The 21,120-nt window shown below is 45.5% G+C and carries 13 protein-coding genes; all 13 read left to right on the top strand.

Annotated features, from left to right (window positions below):
* The first annotated feature begins 145 nt into the window (after positions 1-145).
* The 13 genes from CS562_RS04155 (at position 146) to CS562_RS04095 (ending at position 20,737) form a co-directional block, all read left to right on the top strand.
* Entirely contained in the window at positions 146-2,656 is a 2,511-nt protein-coding gene (locus CS562_RS04155) for a WG repeat-containing protein (RefSeq protein WP_099853854.1), read from the top strand.
* Between the two features lie 65 nt (positions 2,657-2,721).
* Positions 2,722-3,195: a hypothetical protein gene (locus CS562_RS04150; RefSeq protein ID WP_099853852.1), complete on the top strand. Its 474-nt coding sequence runs from the start codon at positions 2,722-2,724 to the stop codon at positions 3,193-3,195.
* A 286-nt stretch (positions 3,196-3,481) separates the two neighbouring features.
* The gene (locus CS562_RS04145; RefSeq protein ID WP_099853850.1) at positions 3,482-5,281 is read left to right on the top strand and encodes an ABC transporter ATP-binding protein; all 1,800 of its coding nucleotides are present in this window, start codon (positions 3,482-3,484) and stop codon (positions 5,279-5,281) included.
* Positions 5,278-7,020 (top strand): ABC transporter ATP-binding protein, encoded by a 1,743-nt coding sequence (locus CS562_RS04140; protein WP_099853848.1) that lies wholly within the window; start codon positions 5,278-5,280, stop codon positions 7,018-7,020. Before CS562_RS04145 ends, CS562_RS04140 begins: the two co-directional genes overlap by 4 nt.
* A 59-nt stretch (positions 7,021-7,079) precedes the next feature.
* Positions 7,080-8,042: an ABC transporter substrate-binding protein gene (locus CS562_RS04135; protein ID WP_257219348.1), complete on the top strand. Its 963-nt coding sequence runs from the start codon at positions 7,080-7,082 to the stop codon at positions 8,040-8,042.
* Between the two features lie 195 nt (positions 8,043-8,237).
* A complete protein-coding gene (locus tag CS562_RS04130) occupies positions 8,238-8,636 on the top strand; it encodes an RDD family protein (RefSeq protein ID WP_373561678.1) in 399 nt (132 codons plus the stop codon).
* Positions 8,637-8,955: 319 nt separating this feature from the next.
* Complete coding sequence (locus CS562_RS04125; RefSeq protein WP_099853844.1) at positions 8,956-10,581, top strand: extracellular solute-binding protein; 1,626 nt, start codon at positions 8,956-8,958, stop codon at positions 10,579-10,581.
* Between the two features lie 56 nt (positions 10,582-10,637).
* Positions 10,638-11,561, top strand: coding sequence for an ABC transporter permease (locus CS562_RS04120; RefSeq protein ID WP_072732961.1), 924 nt, complete (start codon positions 10,638-10,640; stop codon positions 11,559-11,561).
* 10 nt (positions 11,562-11,571) lie between these two features.
* Complete coding sequence (locus CS562_RS04115; protein WP_099853842.1) at positions 11,572-12,453, top strand: carbohydrate ABC transporter permease; 882 nt, start codon at positions 11,572-11,574, stop codon at positions 12,451-12,453.
* 102 nt (positions 12,454-12,555) lie between these two features.
* Entirely contained in the window at positions 12,556-13,614 is a 1,059-nt protein-coding gene (locus tag CS562_RS04110) for a glycoside hydrolase family 88 protein (RefSeq protein WP_373561690.1), read from the top strand.
* A 242-nt stretch (positions 13,615-13,856) separates the two neighbouring features.
* A complete protein-coding gene (locus CS562_RS04105) occupies positions 13,857-16,202 on the top strand; it encodes a helix-turn-helix domain-containing protein (protein ID WP_180287024.1) in 2,346 nt (781 codons plus the stop codon).
* Positions 16,203-16,225: 23 nt separating this feature from the next.
* Positions 16,226-17,875, top strand: a complete 1,650-nt coding sequence (locus tag CS562_RS04100) for an extracellular solute-binding protein (protein WP_180287023.1) — start codon at positions 16,226-16,228, stop codon at positions 17,873-17,875.
* Positions 17,876-18,070: 195 nt separating this feature from the next.
* Positions 18,071-20,737, top strand: coding sequence for a discoidin domain-containing protein (locus tag CS562_RS04095; RefSeq protein ID WP_099853836.1), 2,667 nt, complete (start codon positions 18,071-18,073; stop codon positions 20,735-20,737).
* The last annotated feature ends 383 nt before the right edge of the window (positions 20,738-21,120 follow it).

Here is a 21,120-nt window from a genome sequence, read left to right as displayed (position 1 = left end):
CCTCTGCAATTCTTTTTATTTTATTTGAGTAAATTAGGTTTTTGAATCTCCAAAGTTAACGGTTATATTCGCTCAGATGTCATATCCCCGCTTATGATGCATACCCATACCATTAGGCGAATGCTGTCTTAAGGAGGAAACAGGCATGTCCATGAGCGAACCTCTGTTAACGCAAATTGTCAATCAACATATCCCGGCTGACGCGACTGTCGTCACCATTGATAAACCGGTCAAACATTCGGCCATTTACGCTTCAGATTTAACCGGAGACGGAATGCCGGAAATTGCTGCTGTATATGAGCAGGGCGGAGAATTAATGCTGCTTGTTCTGAAATTTTACCAGGGTCACTGGATCAAGATGTCTTTGACCAAAGGCCTGGGTTATGGTGTTACCTTGCTGACAGCGGCATCGGTGACATCCACGGCGCGGAACAATCTCATTGTTGGCTGGCAGGTCGGTGCGATCTGGTCGAAGCTTGCTGTATACGATTGGACAGAATCAGGACTGACAGATCAGGCGCCAGAAGATTTGTATTACAGCCATGCGGAAATCATCGATATGCCGGGTCACCACGGCAGAGATGGCAAAGTAGAAATTGCACTCTGGATTCATGATACAGGTGAAGCTTATCGGGTCGAAATCATCCGCTGGCAGAATGGGAAATGGGTTCCCGCAACAGATGTATATCCGTATTACTTCCCTAAGGTAGTAAAGTATTACGAACAATTGGCAGAACAACATCCAGATTATATTTTCTATTGGTATTATCTTGCGGACGCTCAGTATAAAGCCGGATTATTTCCTGCTGCACTCGTTTCGGTCCAAAAAGCGCTAAGTTTCAGTGACCCCTACCCTTCACGGGAAGTTCTGCTTGAGCTGGAAAAGAAGATTAGGCAAGCCATAGGCACAGAGGTTCCGCGTGAAACGACGTGGTTATTTCCGATATCGGTCAGAACAACAACTGGAACCCGGTGGGGTTATATGGACGCCCAAGGTCGTATTCGTCTTGAACCGATACTTGACGATGCCCAAGACTTTCAACGAAATGGCCTGGCTGTCGTCGTAAAAGACGGGAAGACTGGCATCATCAATCTTAACGGGCAATTTGTCGTTCAACCTGTATACGATTCCATTAATTCTTTCACAGAAGGTCGGGCCATTGTCATTGATTCCCAAGGGTTCAAGATGATTGATGAACAAGGCGCAGTATTGACCAAACGGGCATATCCGTTTATTGCCGATGTGAAGGACGGTCGAGCGCTATTTTACCTTTCAGACAGCAGTCAGGCAGGCGGGGAAGTCAGTCGTTACGGTTATTTGGACACCTCTGGAAATGAGGTCATTCGGGCTCAGTTCACTTCAGCGAACGATTTTCAGGATGGCAAGGCCGTTGTGCAGATCAAAGAAAATGAATATGCGTTAATTAACCGAAATGGTCAGCGGCTGGCGACGTATCCGTATGCCTACGTAGGACCTCTGGGTAACGGATTACTTCCTTTTCAGAAAGAGACATCGGGTAAATACGGTTATATCGACGAAAGTGGTCATATCCGAATTCAGCCGAGCTTCACTTCGGCATTTCCGTTCAGTGGTGGATACGCTATTGTGAATACAGCGGAGGATTACAACTACATCTATGGCGTTATTAACACACAGGGCACATTTACCATCCAACCCGCCTATAATGACATTCGAGATCTGGGAGAACATCGGCTAGCCCTGGGGCAAGCGATTGACCCCAAACAGTCTTTCTTAGGTTCGGTCTATGCAATTGCAGATGTCACTGGTAGAAAACTTTCCGATTTTGTATATACGGATGTATCGAATTACAAGGGAGGGCTGGCTTCAGTCACGAATGGAACACAAACGTTCTTTCTGGATCTAAATGGGCGACCTGCATTGGGATACCCCCGTGTTGAAGGCTCGGGCACACTTGAATTGGTAGCTCCCGATCTGATTAAGGCGTATGTGGACCAGCGCGTATCCTATGTAAACCGAAACGGGCAGATCATTTGGCGGCAAAATACAATCGTTCCGCTTCACCCGCCATATCGTGTACGGGAAGAGAAATATAAGCCAAACCCCGATTATCTCGTGTATTATCCGCAGGTGGAAGGGTTAACCGATCAAGCCGTTCAGCTTGCAGTAAACGCCAAGTTAAAGGCACTATCCCAAGTGAAGCCAATCCCTGCGGATCAGAAGCTGGGTTACACATATACAGGGGATTTTGATATTACGTTCTATCAGCAGCAATTGCTTCAACTCAAGCTCACGGGTTATAACTACCCGGCGGGTGCAGCACATGGCATGCCGACGATGATCTATGCGATTATTAATCTGAGCAGCGGCCAGATGTATGAACTCAAGGATTTGTTTAAACCGAACAGTGATTATGTTAAGGTGCTCAGCAAAATTGTAGGTGATCAGATCAAAAATGATCCACAATACTCGTATGTTTTTCCAGACACGTATGAGGGAATCAGCCCGGATCAGCCTTTTTTTGTCACAGCGGATGCACTGCATCTATATTTCAGCCCTTATGAAATCGCTCCTTATGTCGCGGGATTTCCGACATTTACAATTCCTTTTGCCCAGATCAAGGATATCATTAATACAGAGGGTTCATTCTGGAAAGCTTTTCACGAGCAGCCGTAATCAATCCATTTCACCCCGTAACCTAATGCCTACGAATGGTGTTTAGATATGGGAGGGGATTTGGATTGTTGCTGAATGCGGTTCAACGTTTTTTGGTTTTAGGAATTGAGTTTGTTATCGTGATGCTGAGTGCTGTGGTCGCAGTTGAAGTCCTGGAAGGATACAAAGTTACAACGACAGAATACTATGGCCTGCGGAATGTGGGTCACATCTTTTTTCTCCTGATCTTTATCACCTTTAGCCCACACGTATTCGCTTTTTATACTGTAGTTGTAAGTCCGATTTCATGGCTTCTGCGTAAATATGTCCCCTTTATTATCGCCAGGGTGATTGTATATAGTGTCGGTTGCGGGTTACTAGGGTCGTGGGTATTTGATCAGATGTTCAGAGACCATATCGTGGAGACATACCATTTGAACCGAACGACTTCCATCTGGCTATTTGCTCTTGCGGGGATGATCTACGCCATAGTAGAAAATAGAGTTATACAACGGTATAAGATGCGAGCAGAGAACATGGGAATTTCCAATAAGGGTTGAGAACGAAAAGGGTGAAAGATCCCTCAAAGGGAACACTATTCTGCCCCGGAGTATTTTTCACGATATCCATTAATCATTGGTAAGAGGCCATATGTCACATATGGTCTTTTTTTGTTTGCCTTAATTATCAGATGAAATAAAACAAAATGATGCCATTTATTATCCGTATAGAGGTATTTTTGCTCCGTTTTAAGGTAGTAGCTGATCACTGTGCTGTGAGATATTAATTGGGCGTATATAACACTGCGCGATATTGAGAATGATTATTAATGTCAGGAGGAGCGGGATGAACACCACATCTGAAGTATCCGGTTTAATGGAAGTAACCAAGGAGCGGAAAGGTTTGCTGATTACAGCAAGTATCTTCTCGATTTTATCGAGTCTGCTGCAAATGGTTCCATTTATCGGAGTGTATAAAATCGTCGAAGAACTGTTAATCCATGCCCGAGAGCCATCTGGCCTGGACAGGGATTTGCTGATGTATTGGGGATTCGTCTCTTTTGGAGCGCTAATCGCGGGTCTTATCGCGCTCTATATTGGAGGAATGTGCTCGCATATCGCTGCATTCAACATCCTGTACCAGCTCAGAGTAAAGCTTGCCGATCATGTGGCAAAAGTGCCGATGGGGTATCACACTCGAACTGCGACAGGTGAGCTGAAAAAAATCATTGAAGTTAGCGTTGAGAAAATAGAGAAGTTCATCGCGCATCAGCTTCCCGATCTGGTGAGTGCGATCGTCATTCCACTAGTGCTACTATGCTATTTGTTCTGGCTAGATTACCGTATGGCACTGGTCTTGCTAGTTCCCATGATTATCGGGTTCTGGCTGCAAAGCAGCATCTTCCGAAGTGAACGGGGACGTCAGGCATATCGTGATTTTCAGTATGCGATTGAAGAAATGAACTCAACAGGGGTTGAATACGTAAGAGGAATGCCGGCGGTAAAAGTATTCGGTATTACAGCGGACTCGTTTCTCACCTTTAAACAGGCAGTAACGAGATATCGGGATATCTCGTTGAGAATAACCGATTTATGCAAGACGTCGTATGGCATGTTTTTCATCATCATTATTTCGCTGGTGACCTTTATTGTTCCGATCGGCATTTTACTTTCAAGCGAAAACGCAGGCAATCAGTCTTTCGCGATCACCTTTATTCTATTTCTAATCATTACACCAAGTTTGTCCGCACCACTCTTGAAACTGATGTATCTGGGTAGTGGCATGCGTGAGATCGTAGAAGGTCAGAATCGGATCAAGGCTGTATTTGCTGAGTCGGTTGTACAGGAACCTCTCACTCCGCTAGTGCCCGATACATATGATGTGGCTTTTCGGCAGGTATCCTTTGCGTATGAACAAAAGGATAGCAAAGCGTTCAAACCTGTGCTTCAAGAAGTTGATTTTGTAGCTAAAGCAGGAGAAATGACGGCATTGGTTGGACCTTCGGGTGGCGGAAAATCTACCATTGCCAATCTGCTTCTGCGTTTCTGGGACGTGCAGCAAGGCGAAATTACGATTGGTGGGGTTCCCATTCAGGAAATGGGGACAGAGAAGCTGATGGAGACGGTTTCGTTTGTATTCCAGGACGTACATCTGTTCTACGATACGATTGAGGAAAATATCCGCATGGGCAATACAGCTGCATCGCGGGATGATGTCATTGCTGCGGCTCGAACAGCTTGTTGTCATGAGTTTATTGAGAAGCTGGATGAGGGATATGACACCAAAATTGGAGAAGGTGGTACGTACCTGTCTGGTGGTGAAGCTCAACGGATTGCCATTGCGAGAGCTTTACTCAAGGATGCTCCAATTCTCGTTTTAGATGAAGCGACAGCATATGCGGATGCAGAGAATGAACATAAGATCCAGCAAGGTCTGGCCCAACTCGTTCAAGGTAAAACGGTACTGATTATTGCTCATCGTCTAACAACGATTCGGGCAGCTGAACAGATCCTGGTCATTCGTCAGGGTACCATTGTTGAGCGAGGTACACATGATCAATTACGTGAGGCAGACGGTTTGTATGAGAAGATGTGGCAGGCCCATATTCATGCTGCTTCCTGGAAGCTTGGAGGTGCGAAGCAATGAGGAACTATTTATACAACATATCGGGTGGTAACCCCCGCAGTCTGCTTCCATCCATCATAGCCGCCATTCTGGACGGGATTGCGAAGATCATTCCGGCTGCGCTGCTCGTTGATATTTTCAATACGATATACAAATCCTTCGCTGAACCGGATAAGGGACTGGACATCCAGCGAATGTGGATGGTGTGCTGCATTCTGTTTGCATGGCTGTTGGTGGAGTATGCGGCTTACTCTTCTCTCTATGATAAAACCTATCGGGCAGCATACAGCCTCGCCGCAACGGGACGTTTGAAGCTGGCTGAACATATTCGTCATCTATCATTGGGTTTCTTCGGTAAAAGGGACCCGGGAGATCTGACCAATCTGATTCTGAGTGATTATGGACAGGTAGAGCATACGATCTCTCACAATCTGTCACAGCTCATCAGCGCCATTGTGCTGCCGGTGCTGGCTTTTGCTGGACTGCTGTTTGTAGATTGGCGAATGGCAGTTGCGATGTTCATCGCTGTTCCACTTGGTGTGGCCTTGTTATGGATGACAGACTCCATTCAGGCTCGCTTAAGCGAGAATCATGTGAGAGCCAAGAACGAAGCTGCCAGTCGACTACAAGAGTATTTGACCGGTATTCGTGAGATCAAAGCCCACAATATGGGCGGAGAACGATTTGAACGACTGCGTCGTTCTTTTGACGAGTTGAAGTCGGCATCCATTCGGTTGGAAGGCATTATGGGTCCGATGATTATGGGGGCGATGCTTCTTGCGCGTTCCGGCATGACGTGGATGATTTTGGCAGGGAGTTATTTGCTTGCTGGCGGAAAATTGACATTGCCGATATTTCTGCTGTTTTTGCTGGTCGGTACGAAAGTGTTTGAACCTCTGACCGTTGCGCTGATGAGTTATGGTGAAATGCGATACTCCGCATATAGTGCACGGCGCATTATGGAAGTGCAGCAGGAGGCGCCAATGACAGGAACAGGAGGCGTACAACCTAATCAGGCGATTTCGTTTGACCGCGTAACCTTTGGTTATGATGATGAGCTGCCTGTGCTGAAGAATTTGTCGTTTACCATTCCTCCGCACACCATTACTGCACTTGTAGGGCCATCCGGTAGTGGAAAAAGTACGGTTACCCGTCTCATAGCGCGTTTCTGGGATGTGCAGTCAGGTTCCATTACCATTGGCGGGCAGCCAATTAACCGTATGGACCCGGAAAAACTGTTGGAAGATATCTCTGTTGTCTTCCAGGACGTGTATCTGTTTCAGGATACAATCGGTAACAACATACGTGTAGGGAAGAAAGAGGCTACCCAGGCAGAAATTGAAGAAGCAGCACGTCGGGCTTGCTGTCATGAGTTTATCGCAAGTCTGCCTCAAGGATATGACACGTTAGTGGGAGAAGGAGGCTCGACGTTATCTGGTGGGGAAAAACAGCGTATATCGATTGCACGTGCGTTGTTGAAAAATGCATCCATTGTATTGCTGGACGAAGCTACGGCATCACTTGATCCAGAAAATGAAGCCGCAGTTCAGCAAGCGATTAACGAGCTGGTCACGAACAAAACGGTAATTCTAATCGCCCATCGTTTGAAAACGATCCAAAATGCGGATCAGATCCTTGTTCTGGATCAGGGCCAGCTTGTCGAACAAGGAACGCATGAGCAATTATTGCTAACATCAGGTATCTATTCGCGTCTGTGGCAATTACAGCATGATGCCGAGGGATGGCAGGTAAAGGTATAGCGATGAACGCAGTCGTCCAAACCAGATAGATGAATTGACTCAAAAGGAGAATAATTTAAATGTTAAAACGAATTTATATATGGATTGCCCTATGCTCCATGCTGATGCTTACGGCTTGTGGAACGGATCAGACAAGCAGTCAGGAGGTTAGTTCGTCAGAGGGAACGGCGCAAGCGACAACGAAAGTCATCACCAATCCAAATGGAGAGGAAGTTACAATCCCCCTTAATCCGCAGCGGATTGTGGATCTGTCCGGCTCAACAGAGGAATTACTCATCGTTGGCAAAACGCCTGTCGCTACGACCAGCGCCGATTATGGGCAGCAGGATCAGATCACTCCACCCCTTAAAGACAAGTTGGATGCAAATACCGTGGTTCTGGGGTGGCTGGGCAGCAAATTCAGTATAGAAGCGGTGACTGCGTCGAACCCGGATCTGATCATTCTGGGAAAGGATTTTAATACAGATCAGTATGAAACCTTATCCTTAATTGCACCGACAATTGTTTTGCCATACTCGTATTATGATTGGAGAGAACGTCTGACGTTCCTAGCAGATACGTTCGGAGAAGAAACCAAAAAGGATGAGTTCCTGGCTAAATATGATGCAAAGTCGGCTGAGTGGAAGCAAAAACTCGAATCGGCTGTGAACGGTGAATCTTTTGCGGTCATCGAAACCTATCCTAACAATCTGGTGATCTATTCGAATAAAGGTGCGGCAGAGATGTTGTACGGCGAGTGGGGACTAAAACGCACAGAAGGTATTCCTGAGCCCGAAGGCTGGGGAGGCAAACAGATCAGTATAGAGGCGTTAATCTCCGTCAATCCGGACCAGCTGGTGCTGATGGAGAATAGCGAGAACAAGATGGAAGACAGCAAGGTGTGGAATAACATGAATGCCGTCAAGGATGGGAAGATTTATAAAATCTCCAGTGTAGATAACTACAATTATTCTTATACGGCTATGGGACGGATGGAACTCATGGATCGTTTGGGTAACCTGATTTTGGAAGGACAGAAGTAACGCTGAATAGAAATATAACAAAAGATTTAAAAGTTAAAAGGTTCGCCATGAAAAGGCTTCTCAACAAAAGTTGAGGAGCCTTTCTCGATTCCTTGAATAGGATGATTAAGAACTTAATGGAATATTTTTCTGTTATACTACATGGATATGTGTCTACATACATTCAACTAAATCCATATGAAAGGAGGCATTCATTTGAGAGAAGCAGGTTTTTGGGTTAGATTAGGAGCAAACTTGTTAGATGGAATTATCGTTTCAATCCCTTTAGCCATTATTGTAGGTGTACTGACTGGAAATTATGATAATGACGAGCCTTTAGCTAAACTACTGAGTGGATTATATTCCATTTTATTACCTGTATTATGGAGTGGCCGAACGATAGGAAAACGTATTTGCGGAATTCGAATTCGAAAATACGATACACATGAGCCCCCTGGAATTGGAACCATGCTCATGCGAGTTGTTGTTGCAGGACTGATATATGGAATCACATTTGGCATTGGTTTCATTGCGAGTGTCATCATGGTTGCTGTACGAGAAGACAAACGTGCAATCCATGATTTTATCGCAGGTACCGAAGTTGTTTGGGACTAAAAATGCGAAGGTAATCCCCGGCACAAATATTGTTTATGTTCCAATCCACTCATATTCACCCACGTTACAGACGATGAACCTTGTTCATGGTCTGTTTTTTTGTGCTGCCATAAGTACAGTCACAAACCCGCGCCAACACTGCAAAATCAAGGCATGGCAGAAGATTATATAGAGAATTCGTCTATCGTTTTGGCTAAATGATCATTTGGTTCTGACGAAATCAACATGTCATTTCATCTTTTGCGAATATCGCTACAATGCGCTCTCCCTTACTCTGAGGTAGAGCACAGACATTCCCAAAAGGTGGAGGATAAGGTCCATGAGAAGAAAAGTGTTATCTACGAGTTTGATGATCCTGTTATTAGGTACAACGATCCTGGGGTGTTCGTCCGGAGACAGTAAAACGGGCGATGCTGAAAAAGGCACACCAAGCGGATCAACGGAAGCAACAACCTATCCAATTCAAACGGATAAGACGCTTACGTACTGGGGTGAAATTAACGGAAACTTGATCGGGGTCAAAAATTCGCACAGCGAAATTCCATTCTTTCAAAAATGGCAGGAAAAAACCGGCGTGCCACTCAAATTCACGGCACCACCGACCGGTCAGGTCAGAGAATCCTTTAACGTGATGCTGGCTTCCGGGGATTTGCCTGACATGCTGGAGTACAATTTTATCGGAGATTTCCCTGGTGGACCGGAAAAAGCCATCAATGATGGTTATATCCTCAAGCTGAACGATCTAATTGACCAGTATGCTCCGAATCTGAAGAAATACCTGCAGGACAATCCGGACATCGACAAGATGGTCAAAACGGACAGTGGCAGCTACTATGTATTCCCGTTCATTCGGGGAGATGAGTACCTGCGTGTCTTCCAGGGTCCAATCATTCGTAAGGATTGGCTGGATGAGCTGGGACTGCCTGTTCCGGAAACGATTGATGAGTGGACAACAACTCTGAGAGCCTTCAAAGAGAAAAAAGACGCAGCCGCTCCGTTCTCTGTTGTAAGTAAGCCACGATTTTTTAACGATTCCGGTAATGGTGCTTTCCTTGGCGCCTTCGGTGTAAACCGCGGATTCTATCAGGAAGACGGACAGGTCAAATTTGGTCCTGCGGAAGAAGGTTTCAAAGAATACTTGACGTTATTCCAGGAATGGTACAAAGAAGGTCTGATTGATAAAAACATCTCAACAGCCGATACCAAATCCGTTGACGGTAACCTCGCTTCGGGTGCTACTGGCGCTAGTGTCGGTAACGCAGGCGGAGGTATCGGCAAATGGCAACCGCTCGTAGAAGCAAATGATCCGGATGCCGTTCTGGTCGCCGCACCATATCCGGTGCTTAAAAAAGGGGATATTCCTAAATTCGGCCAGCTTAACCAGGGTTATGCCTCGGAAGGTACGGTTGCCATCACAACAGCAGCCAAGGACCCGGAACTTGCCGTTCGCATGCTGGATTACGGCTACAGTGAGGAAGGGCACATGTTCTTCAACTTCGGTGAAGAGGGTGTCAGCTATAACTTGGAAGGAGATTATCCGAAATTCACGGACTTGCTGCTAAAGAATCCGGATAAACTCGCTCCTGCACAAGCGATTTCACTATATGCCCGCAGCAGCTATAACGGTCCATTCGTTCAAGACAAACGTTATGCCGAGCAGTTCTTTGCATTACAGACTCAGCGTGATGCCATTGATGTATGGAAGAATACACAGGCCGCCAAATATAATCTGCCTTCAATCACACCTACACCTGAAGAGAGCTCCGAATACGCGACCATCATGAATGATATCAACACACTCGTCGATGAGATGACCATCAAGATCATTCTGGGTAACGAACCAGTGGATCAATTTGAGAGCTATGTCGCGAAAATGAAATCGTTACATCTGGATCGAGCGATTGAAATCCAAACAGCAGCACTCGAACGCTACAACAACCGGTAATTGTAAAAGGGGAGGGCTCTAGCCCTCCCGATTGAAAAGAGGTGAAAAGGTACATCATGAGCAATCGTCAATCCTTTAGAAGCCGGTTCGTGCGGGACTTCATGATGAACAAGTATTTGTACATCATGATGATTCCCGTTATTGGATATTATTTAATATTTCATTACGGTCCGATGTACGGCGCAATTATTGCCTTTAAAGATTATTCTCCGATGAAGGGTATTTTGGGGAGTGATTGGGTTGGGCTGAAGCACTTTGAAGAGTTTTTCAACAGTTATTATTTCTTGCGTGTTCTGAAGAACACCCTTCTTATCAGTTTGTACACACTGGTCTTCGAATTCCCCGCACCGATTATTCTGGCGCTGCTCATTAATGAAGTACGCAAGCGCACGTTCAAGCGGGTCGTTCAGACGATAACGTATATGCCTTATTTCATCTCTCTCGTCGTCATATGCGGTATTATTACAGACTTCACGAACGCGGATGGTCTAATCAACCGTCTGATCATGATGCTTGGATATGACGGTCAGGCGATGCTGCAAAAGCCGGAGCTGTTCCGTCCGATCTATGTTCTGTCTGAAATATGGCAGCGGATCGGTTGGGAATCCATTATCTATATTGCTGCGTTGATGAGCATCGACCTGGAGCAGTATGAAGCGGCTAAGATAGACGGAGCGAGCCGTCTCAAGCAAATGTTTCACATTACGCTACCCGGATTGCTGCCTATTATTACGATCATGTTCATTCTCCGGATGGGTAATATGCTGAATGTCGGGTTCGAGAAAATCATTCTCCTTTATAATCCGGTGACCTATGAAACGGCTGACGTAATCTCCTCCTTCGTATATCGAAAGGGATTGTTGGAGTTCGGATGGAGTTACAGCTCGGCAGTTGGTCTATTTAACTCGGTGATCAATCTCGTTCTTCTGATTTCGGCGAACTATATCAGCCGCAGAGTGAGTCAAAACAGCTTATGGTGAGGTGGTAACTTTGATTAAGGAAAGCGGTTGGTTTGACCGAATCTTTACGATCTTCAATTATACATTTCTAATCCTGCTCGTCATCGTCACATTGTATCCGCTGCTCTACGTGTTATTCGCGTCCTTAAGTGATTCGGCGCAGCTGTTAGCAAACAAAGGCCTCCTGTGGAAGCCGGTCGGGTTCAGTCTGGAAGCTTACAAGAGTGTACTTGCCAATCCAGGTATAGCCACAGGTTTCCGCAATACATTGTTTATTCTTGTGTTCGGTGTTATCGTCAACCTGTTCATGACTGCGCTTGGTGCATATGTGCTATCCCGTAAACACGTGATGTGGAACAAGGTGTTCATGTTCTTTATCGTGTTCACGATGTTCTTTGGCGGCGGGTTGATTCCACTGTACCTGGTCGTAAAAGGTGTTGGCCTGTTAGATACATTGTGGTCGACCATTCTGCCTTTTGCCATCAGCACATTTAACCTGATCATCATGCGAACGTCATTTATGGGCATACCAGATAGCCTGGAAGAGTCGGCCAAGATTGATGGAGCGAATCACTTCACCATTTTGTTCCGTATCATTATTCCGTTGTCCATGCCAGTCATTGCCGTGATGATTCTGTATTACGCGGTCGATAAGTGGAACGGGTGGTTCTATGCATCAGTATTTATCAAAAGCCGAGAACTGTTCCCATTACAATTGGTGCTGCGTGAGATTCTGATCGCCAATTCTACAGAGAGCATGTCGGCCGGTGCATCGGCTGGGGATCGTTTCCAGATCGGGGAAACCATCAAGTATGCGACGATTATGGTAGCGACGATACCCATCCTGTGCATCTATCCGTTTTTGCAGCGCTTTTTCGTGAAAGGTGTCATGGTTGGTTCATTGAAAGGTTAGATTAGAGAATTAAAGAACGGTAAGGAGGTATGAAGGTACATGAGCGTATTAAATGAAGTGAACAAGGACGTATGGGATCAGATTAAAAGTAAAGCCGATCAGATGCTTGCAGCCATAGGTGATAAGTCTCCGCATGTCGCAGGAGCAAATGGCATCTATGACGACATGAGAATCGATTGGTGGACCTCGGGATTCTGGCCGGGCATATTATGGATTGTGTACGATATGACGGGTGATGAGAAATATAAAGAGGCTGCATGGAATTGGGATGAGCGACTATCGGAACGTTTTCTAGAAAACAACTACTTTGATCACGACGTGGGCTTTCATTTCCTGCCTACGGCTGTCATCAAATACAAGCTCACCGGAGATACCGATGCCGCAAGGCGTGCCTTATTTGCCGCCAACTTTCTGGCTGGCCGTTTCAATACCAAAGGCGGCTTCATCCGGGCTTGGAATGGAGACATGCTGGGCTGGTCAATCATCGACACCATGATGAACCTGTCATTGCTCTTCTGGGCGTCTGAGGAAAGTGGAGATCCTCGTTTCAGCCATATCGCCAAAGCTCATGCGGATATGGTCATGAAGCAATTTGTGCGGGAAGATGGTTCTGTGCATCACATCATTCGATTTGATCCCGAGACAGGTGAACGTGCAGAAGCGATAGGTGGACAGGGAGCGGCGCCGGATTCGGCATGGAGTCGGGGAGCGGCGTGGGCTTTATATGGATTAACGAATACGTATCGTTATACAGAGGACCCGTCATATCTGGATGCTGCACAGCGTGTGGCGAACTTCTTCATTTCCAGCCTGCCCGAGGATAGCGTTCCGCATTGGGATTTCCGTGCTGAGCCCGAAGAAGGGGAGGAGATCCCACGAGACAGCTCCGCTGGTGCCATTGCTGCTTCCGGATTGCTTGAGCTTGCAGATGTTCTTCCTGATCCAGAAGGCAGACTCTATGCCACCGTTGCCAAACGTATCCTGAGTTCCCTGCGGGATCATTATGGAACCTGGGATCTTCCTGAGCACGAAGGTATGCTTCTCGAGGGAACCGGTCATAAACCGGCAGGTCAGAACGTAAACGTCTCGCTCATTTACGGTGACTATTTCTACGTCGAGGCGAGTGCCAAACTAAACGGTTGGAAGCATCGCATTTTCTAAAAAAATTCTAAGAATATTTAAATAACATTCTCAACTTGATACCGATTTGATACCGAATGCCCGATAGACGAAATTAGTCTATTCGGGCTATTTGTGCTTGATTTGACGGGAAAAATCGGTGGTGGCTACCCTTTTTGTCAATCGAATTGAACTTTTTATCTATATCCCAATTGCGCTCTTACCGTTATAATAAATTCCTGATCCAAACATAGATAATCTACGAAGAGTTGGGTGATGAGTTGTTGCTAAACATTAGATATTTGTGGCAAAAACGAGAAAGCATAATTGTAACCTGGCTTGTCTCTTACAGTGCTGTTTTGATTGTGCCGATTCTGATCAGTTTGGTTATTTACATGCAAGCAAATGAGACTTTGAAGAGTGAAATACATCGAGCCAACGATTCTTTATTGAAGCAGATGCGATATACAATCGATACACAAGTTGATCTGATGAAGCGGTTAAACATGGAGATGACGTGGAGCCCAAATCTGCAAACGTTGATGTATTCCAATCAGCCGGCCAAAGAGGCGCCGTATACGGCATACCAACTGGTAAAGGAACTCCGTCTCTATAAAACATCCTACGCATCCATCGATGAATTCTACGTCGTGTGGAAAAAAGATCAATCCATTCTCCGTTCAGGTAATATTCGGGATATGCGAACGGCATTTCATACCATACATAACACAGGTGCAATGTCTTTCGAAGCGTGGCGGGATCAGATTCTGGGTACAGAGACGAATCAGTTCGTCATACTGCCACATCAGAATGCAGCTCCGGCGGAGTCTTCCATTGCATACATTACACGCCTGCCTGATGATTTGAATGGTCAAGAGACCGGTACGGTTGTCGTCATGGCGGATACGCGAAGATTCCAGGAAGCAATTGAGAGCATTTCAGGTTTTAGTGATGCCACGCTGCTGATTCTGAACCAGAATAACGAGATTCTGATGAGCAATCATCCGGGGTCAGAGGAATTGAAGCCATTCATGAATGGCAATCAGGTTCAATTGGATAACGCCAAGGTAGGCAAGTCGGAGATGTTCTACATGGACTCTGCGGTATCCGATCTCAAGTACGCATTGATTATTCCCAGCAGCCTATATTGGGAAAAGGCAGTGTATGTCCGCAATTTTACGTATATCAGCATCGTGGTGAGTCTCATTAGCGCGGGTGTACTGACCTGGTTCTTCATGCGCCGGAATTACTCCCCAATCCAACAGCTCGTGGAATCACTAAAAGACAAAAATAGTCAGAACGAACCTGCTGATCGGAACGAACTTCGGTTTATTCAGAAGGTCATCATGAACACACGTTCAGAAAAGAATGAGATTGCCCAGCAGTTGCAGAAACATCAGCAGGTGCTGCGCTCCAATATGATTAATCGGCTTCTCAAAGGCAAACAGGATACGCTTGTGCCTTATGAAGATGCATTCCGTTCATTCCATATGCCGCTGTATTCAAGTGAATTTGCAGTTATCCTATTTGTTATCGAGAATGAAGAGAATCTCTATGGAAAGCTGCCGGGTATTGATATCAACGAACGAAACAAGCTAATCCATCTCATTATTTCCAATGTGGTTGAAGAACTGGCTTCAGAGCGTCAGCACGTCGGATATGTGGCTGAAGTTGATGATATGATGGTCTGCCTTGTAAATATGAAAGCGGATTCTTCGGATTGGAACCAGGATCTTCATCACATTGCGGCAGAAGCGCAGCGATTCCTGGAACGTTATGATATGGAATTGACGATTTCCATCAGTGGACGCCATACGTCGTGGATTGGTATCGCCGAAGCATACCAGGAAGCTGTAGACGCGATGGAATACAAAATGGTGCTTGGCAAAAAAGGTATCATTACCTATGGCGATGTCCGCATCGATGCAATGGCGGATGACCCGTTTGGCTACTACTATCCGCTTCAGGTGGAACAGCAGCTTCTTAATTTCATCAAAGCGGGAGATACCGACCAAGCCAGCGCTTATATGAACGAGATTACAGAGCGAAATTTTGATAAACCGATTATGTCGCTCACACTTGCACGTTGCCTGATTTTTAACCTGGTAGGTACAATGATCAAGGCTATCAATGATCTGGGGGACAGGGATAACCATACGCTAACCCAATACCCGCATCGGATTGAGGACATTATTGCTGGGGATACCATTCAGGAGATGCAGGAGGCATTGCAGAACTTGCTTGAGGAGGTATGTTCCTATGCCGCTGACAAACGCGCAACGAATGTATCACAAGAACGTGAGGATTCCCTGCGTCATCTCAGTACCCAAGTCACGCAGTATATTGAGAATAACTATACAGACGTGAATTTGAACGTCAACGCCATTGGTGAACATTTTGAGCTGAAGGGCAGTTACTTGTCCAAACTCTTCAAGAATCAGACTGGTGAGGGTCTGCTGGACTGCATTCATAAGTGCCGTATCCGACAGGCTAAAGAAATGATTGAACATAAACAGGAATCCATTACAGAAATATCCCGAATGGTCGGGTATAACGATGCAGCAACTTTCATCCGGGTATTCAAGAAATACGAAGGCATTACGCCAGGTAAATATAAAGAAATCAGTTGATTGATTTGAAAGGAGACCGGAACATGAACGTAAAGAGGAAGTTGGCATTCATAGCAAAGTTGACAGGATTCATCCTACTGCTTGGCATGCTGACTGCTTGCGATCAGAACGGGACAGATTCGGATGCCAAGCTGGATGAACGTTCCGGCTCATCAGAGTACCAGACCGTCTCAATTGCTTCACCCAATGACGATGGAAAATTAACCTACTGGGCAGAATTGAATGGCAATGCAGCAAGCATTAAGTCCAGCTTCAATGAAGTTCCTTTTTTTCAGGAGTGGCAGCGGAGAACCGGAGTCAACCTTCAATTCATCCGGCCTCCAGCCAATCAGGCCAAAGAAGCGATTAATGTGCTGCTTACGTCCGGAGAGCTCCCAGATATGATTGAATACGAGTGGAGCAATTATCCCGGTGGGCCGGAGAAAGCGATCAAAGACGGATATATTCTGAGATTAAACGATGTTATTGATCAATACGCACCTCATCTGAAGCAGTACCTGACGGAGCATCCAGACATTGATATGCAGATTCGCACAGCGAACGGAAGTTATTACGCGTTTCCTTTTATCCAGGGAGATGATAAGCTACGAACCTATCAAGGGCCGATTATCCGAAAGGACTGGCTGGATGAACTTGGACTTGATGTGCCAACAACGATTGACGAATGGCATACGATGCTTCAGGCATTTAAGAACAAAAAGGGAGCTGACGCTCCGCTTACTTTTCTAGGTGTTCCGAATCCGTTGTTTGGTATCGAAGGCGGCGGTTTTATTGGCGCTTTTGGCATTAAAAAGGGGTTCTACGTGGAAGATGGCCACATTAAGTTTGGGGCACAAGAACCTGAATATAAGGCGTTCCTATCTTTATTTCGTGAATGGTATGCGGAGGGACTCATTGACAAGAATCTAGCTGCCGTCGATTCGGAGACTCAGGATACAAACATGACCACAGGACGCAGCGGCGCGAGTATCTGGAATGCAGGGGCGGGGATTGGTACATGGCTACCCATCTTGCAGGAGACAGATCCCCATGCAAAGCTTGTGCCAGCGCCATATCCTGTCATGAATAAAGGAGATCGCCCGAAATTTGGTCAACTTGCTCCCGCGATCGGTTCCAGTGGAGTCGCCATATCCAGCAACAGTCATCATGTAGAAGAAGCAGCACGAATGTTGGACTACGGGTATGGGCCTGATGGACATTTGCTGTTCAACTTTGGCATTGAAGGTGTTAGTTTTAAGATGAAGGACGGGTATCCGACGTATACCGAGACTATTTTGAAAAACCCTGATAAGTGGTCGCCGGCACAAGCGCTTGCGATGTACACGAGAGCGAGTTATTTCGGTCCATTTGTACAGGATACGCGATATATGGAACAATATTATATTTTGCCGGAACAGAAAGAGGCGGTGCAGTTATGGTCCAGTACGGATGCTGTTCTGCATCAGGTACCAACTCTGCCCAAAACCGAGAAAGAAAGCACGGAGATGTCAGTCATCATGCAGGAAGTGAACAAAGTGGTGGACGAGATGTCGCTTAAAATCATTTTTGGCATTGAGCCGTTGGATGCATTCGATACGTATGTCGAGCAAATCAAGTCATTACAGATTGATCGTGCGATTGAGATTCAACAACAGGCGTTAGAGCGATATAATCGCGCTGTATCCTCTAAATAAACCCTTATATTGTATAAAATGGGCATTGGAGTGTCGTTTTTGTTGATGTAATTTCGTTCCCTCGTGCTCTACAATCGGTTATGACATGCTGAGTTGGCATGCACATGACTCTTGCTTGAGCAGAATCGGAGGTGACTATAGGGTTTCTTGAAACCGCTCACATACTCTGAAATCCAAAAGGAGGAGAACGAAAGCATGCGTAGAAAGTGGCCTTTTTTATTGTTGGCATTTACGTTGGCCGTTGGATTGTCTGTACCAGGAACCCAGGAGGTACGAGCGTCAGAGGGTGACTCACAGCCATCTATTGATCTTGCGGGTGAGAATCTATCTCTGGGTACGGATGGCAGAAGCAGACTCTATCCAAACGATTGGTATCCTGGATTTAAAGATGAACAGGGAAGGTTTCTGCATGACTTTTCGTATGCCGGTTATCAGCGCGGGGAAACAGAACTACCAAAAACGGCTAAGAACAAACGTATTGACGTTACCAAATCACCTTATTTTGCCGATCCTTCAGGGGGTCGTGACGCAACACAGGCTATTCAAAAGGCAATTGATGCTGCTGTTGCGTTAGGTGGGGGTGTCGTGTATCTTCCCAAGGGTACATATCAGGTTAACCCTCAGGACGGCAAAGATTATTCACTAAACATTCCTGCAAGTCGTGTGGTCCTGAAAGGTGACGGGATGAATAAGACTCATATCTATAATGCACAGCAAAATATGAAAAACAAGGATATTATTCGAATCGGTAACGGAGATTGGAAGAAAACCGGAATTTCTACGAAACTTCGCAAGTCGGTTACTGATCCAACCGTCCTGCTACCCGTTGAGGACACAAGCGGATTTGCGGTGAATGATTACGTGGTCATTTCATTCGAAACGACGCCGGGTTTCTTACGTGAACTTGGCATGCAAAACAAGTGGTCGTCCCGTCTCGGGAAAGTAGAACCGTTATTCTATCGCCAAATCGTGGGCGTAGATTCAGAGAACAAAACGATTACGCTAGACATTCCAACGCGTTATCCAATGAAGCTCCGCGATGATATTACGATTAGTCAGACCGCAGATCCGATTGTCGAAGTAGGTTTGGAGGATTTCTCGATCGCAAACATTCAAAATGCGAAGTCGGGGCTTGGTGAAGATGACTTCAAAGTCGTTGGGACTGCTGGATATGAAGCCGATAATGCCAAAGCGGTCAATGTGATTGCAGTGGCCAACAGCTGGATTCGAAATATTAATACCTATAAGCCAGCTGGCAATACAGATTACCATCTGCTATCCAAAGGGATTATTCTGGATCGTACAAAGAACGTCACAGTAGATCATGTAACCATGCAGTACCCGCAGTATCGTGGGGCAAATGGGAACGGTTATTTATATCAATTTATTGGCAATGATAATCTCATTAAGAATAGTAAGGCAATAGGAGCTAGACATAGCTTCACATATGCCAACTTCTCTGCGAACGGGAATGTCCTGCAAGGTTCGTATTCTGAGAAACCTTCATTATTAACTGATTTTCATATGTATTTAAGCATGGCAAACCTGATCGACAACCTGGTAGTTAACGGAGACGGGATCTCTGCCATTACACGTGATTATGGATCATCCGAAACGAATCGTCATGGGGTGGTAACCACTGAAAGTGTGTTCTGGAATACGACAGGTCAGGCGGCACACCCTAGTAAATCCGGTGTTATTGTAGAATCAGAACAATTCGGGAATGGATATGTCATTGGAACCAAAGGAAAGGACACCGGCGTGAACGTCAACATTGTCGGTTCCATTCCGGATGCGAATACGCAGCCATTTGATATGGCGGAAGGCATTGGTGAGGGCGATCGTTTATCCCCGCAAAGTTTATATCAGGATCAGAGCAAGAAACGAATCAAAGATCTTCATCTGGGGCTTCAATCCCTGTTGGTGAATGGCGAAGCTATAGAGGGTATGCAGTTCTTAAGAACGGATTACGTTCATACTTTGCCTTATGGCACAACCGAAACGCCGATCATCTCTGCAAAAGCTTATGCCAAGGATGCAAAGGTTAAAATTAAGCAACCGCAAGGGACTAATGGAACCGGAGAGATCACTGTATCGTATCGGGGTCACACCCAGAACATACGAGTGAAGTTTAAGGTAGCTGATACACCCGTACTTCCAGAGAATATCTCCATAAGTCCCAATAAAGCAGTACCCGGCTGGAGAGTCGCAGGTAATGCAATCAGCGCAGGCGGAAGCGGAGAATTATCCTCGTTTCTAACATTAGATAATGGAGAGATCGTAAACATCGCAGAATTGAATGTTCCTGTAACGTACACATCAAGTGATGATACGATAGGATATACGGAAGGAACTACATTCCATGCGGTAAAAGCAGGAAAGGTCGACATCGTCGTGAGCTGCGTCTTTAATGGCGTAACGGTCGAGGCACAGGAGAAATTTGAGGTCAAAGAACCTATGGTCGAACCGGAAGGACCGTTCGCCGTTGTAACCAAAGTTACGGCAAGTGCAGATGATGGCAATCTGCCGATCCATACGATTGATCGTGATCCAGACTCCAGATGGTCTGCAGATGGAAAGGGACAATACCTGCAGTTGGAGCTTGAGCAACAGACTCAAGTAGGGCAGGTAAGCATTCAATTCTATAATGGACATACGCGATCCAATTATTTTGATTTGGAGATATCAACAGATGGTATTAATTACCAAAAAGTATTGAGTAATGTGGCTAGTAAAAAACAGGCTGCCTATGAAACATTTGAATTTGAACCGATTCAGGCCAAATTCATTCGTTATGTCGGGCAAGGCAACGAATCCAATACCTGGAACAGTATTATTGAATTTTGGGTACACGAGAATTAAAAATGACGTAGGATAAAATTAAAGAAATTTAGAGAGTCAAATATAATATGCGCTCATTATAAAGCTGGAATGAGTGCATATTATATTTAAGATAACTGAGTTGTGTGATACGACAATTATAATATGCGGGATCACATATTTATCCATACGAAATTAAAAATATCTCGGGGGTTATAAAAAGAAAAAGCCACATTTATCCATGGGATGTAAGTGTAAGTGAGTTGATTATATCTAAGGTGCAATGATGAGGTTTCGTTTAAATTATAACAACTGTTTCACAAAACTCGTATTTTGTACATATGTCATAGATCGATTTAATCAAAATCCTGTCGGAGGACAAGAACTTGTTGTCGGAGGACAAGAACATGTACCGTTAAAGGACA

The sequence above is a fragment of the Paenibacillus sp. LK1 genome, assembly GCF_002750415.1.
In the GTDB taxonomy this organism is placed as follows: domain Bacteria; phylum Bacillota; class Bacilli; order Paenibacillales; family Paenibacillaceae; genus Paenibacillus; species Paenibacillus taichungensis.
Note: the sequence above shows the minus strand (reverse complement) of the source record. Positions and strands in the feature narration are given on the sequence as shown.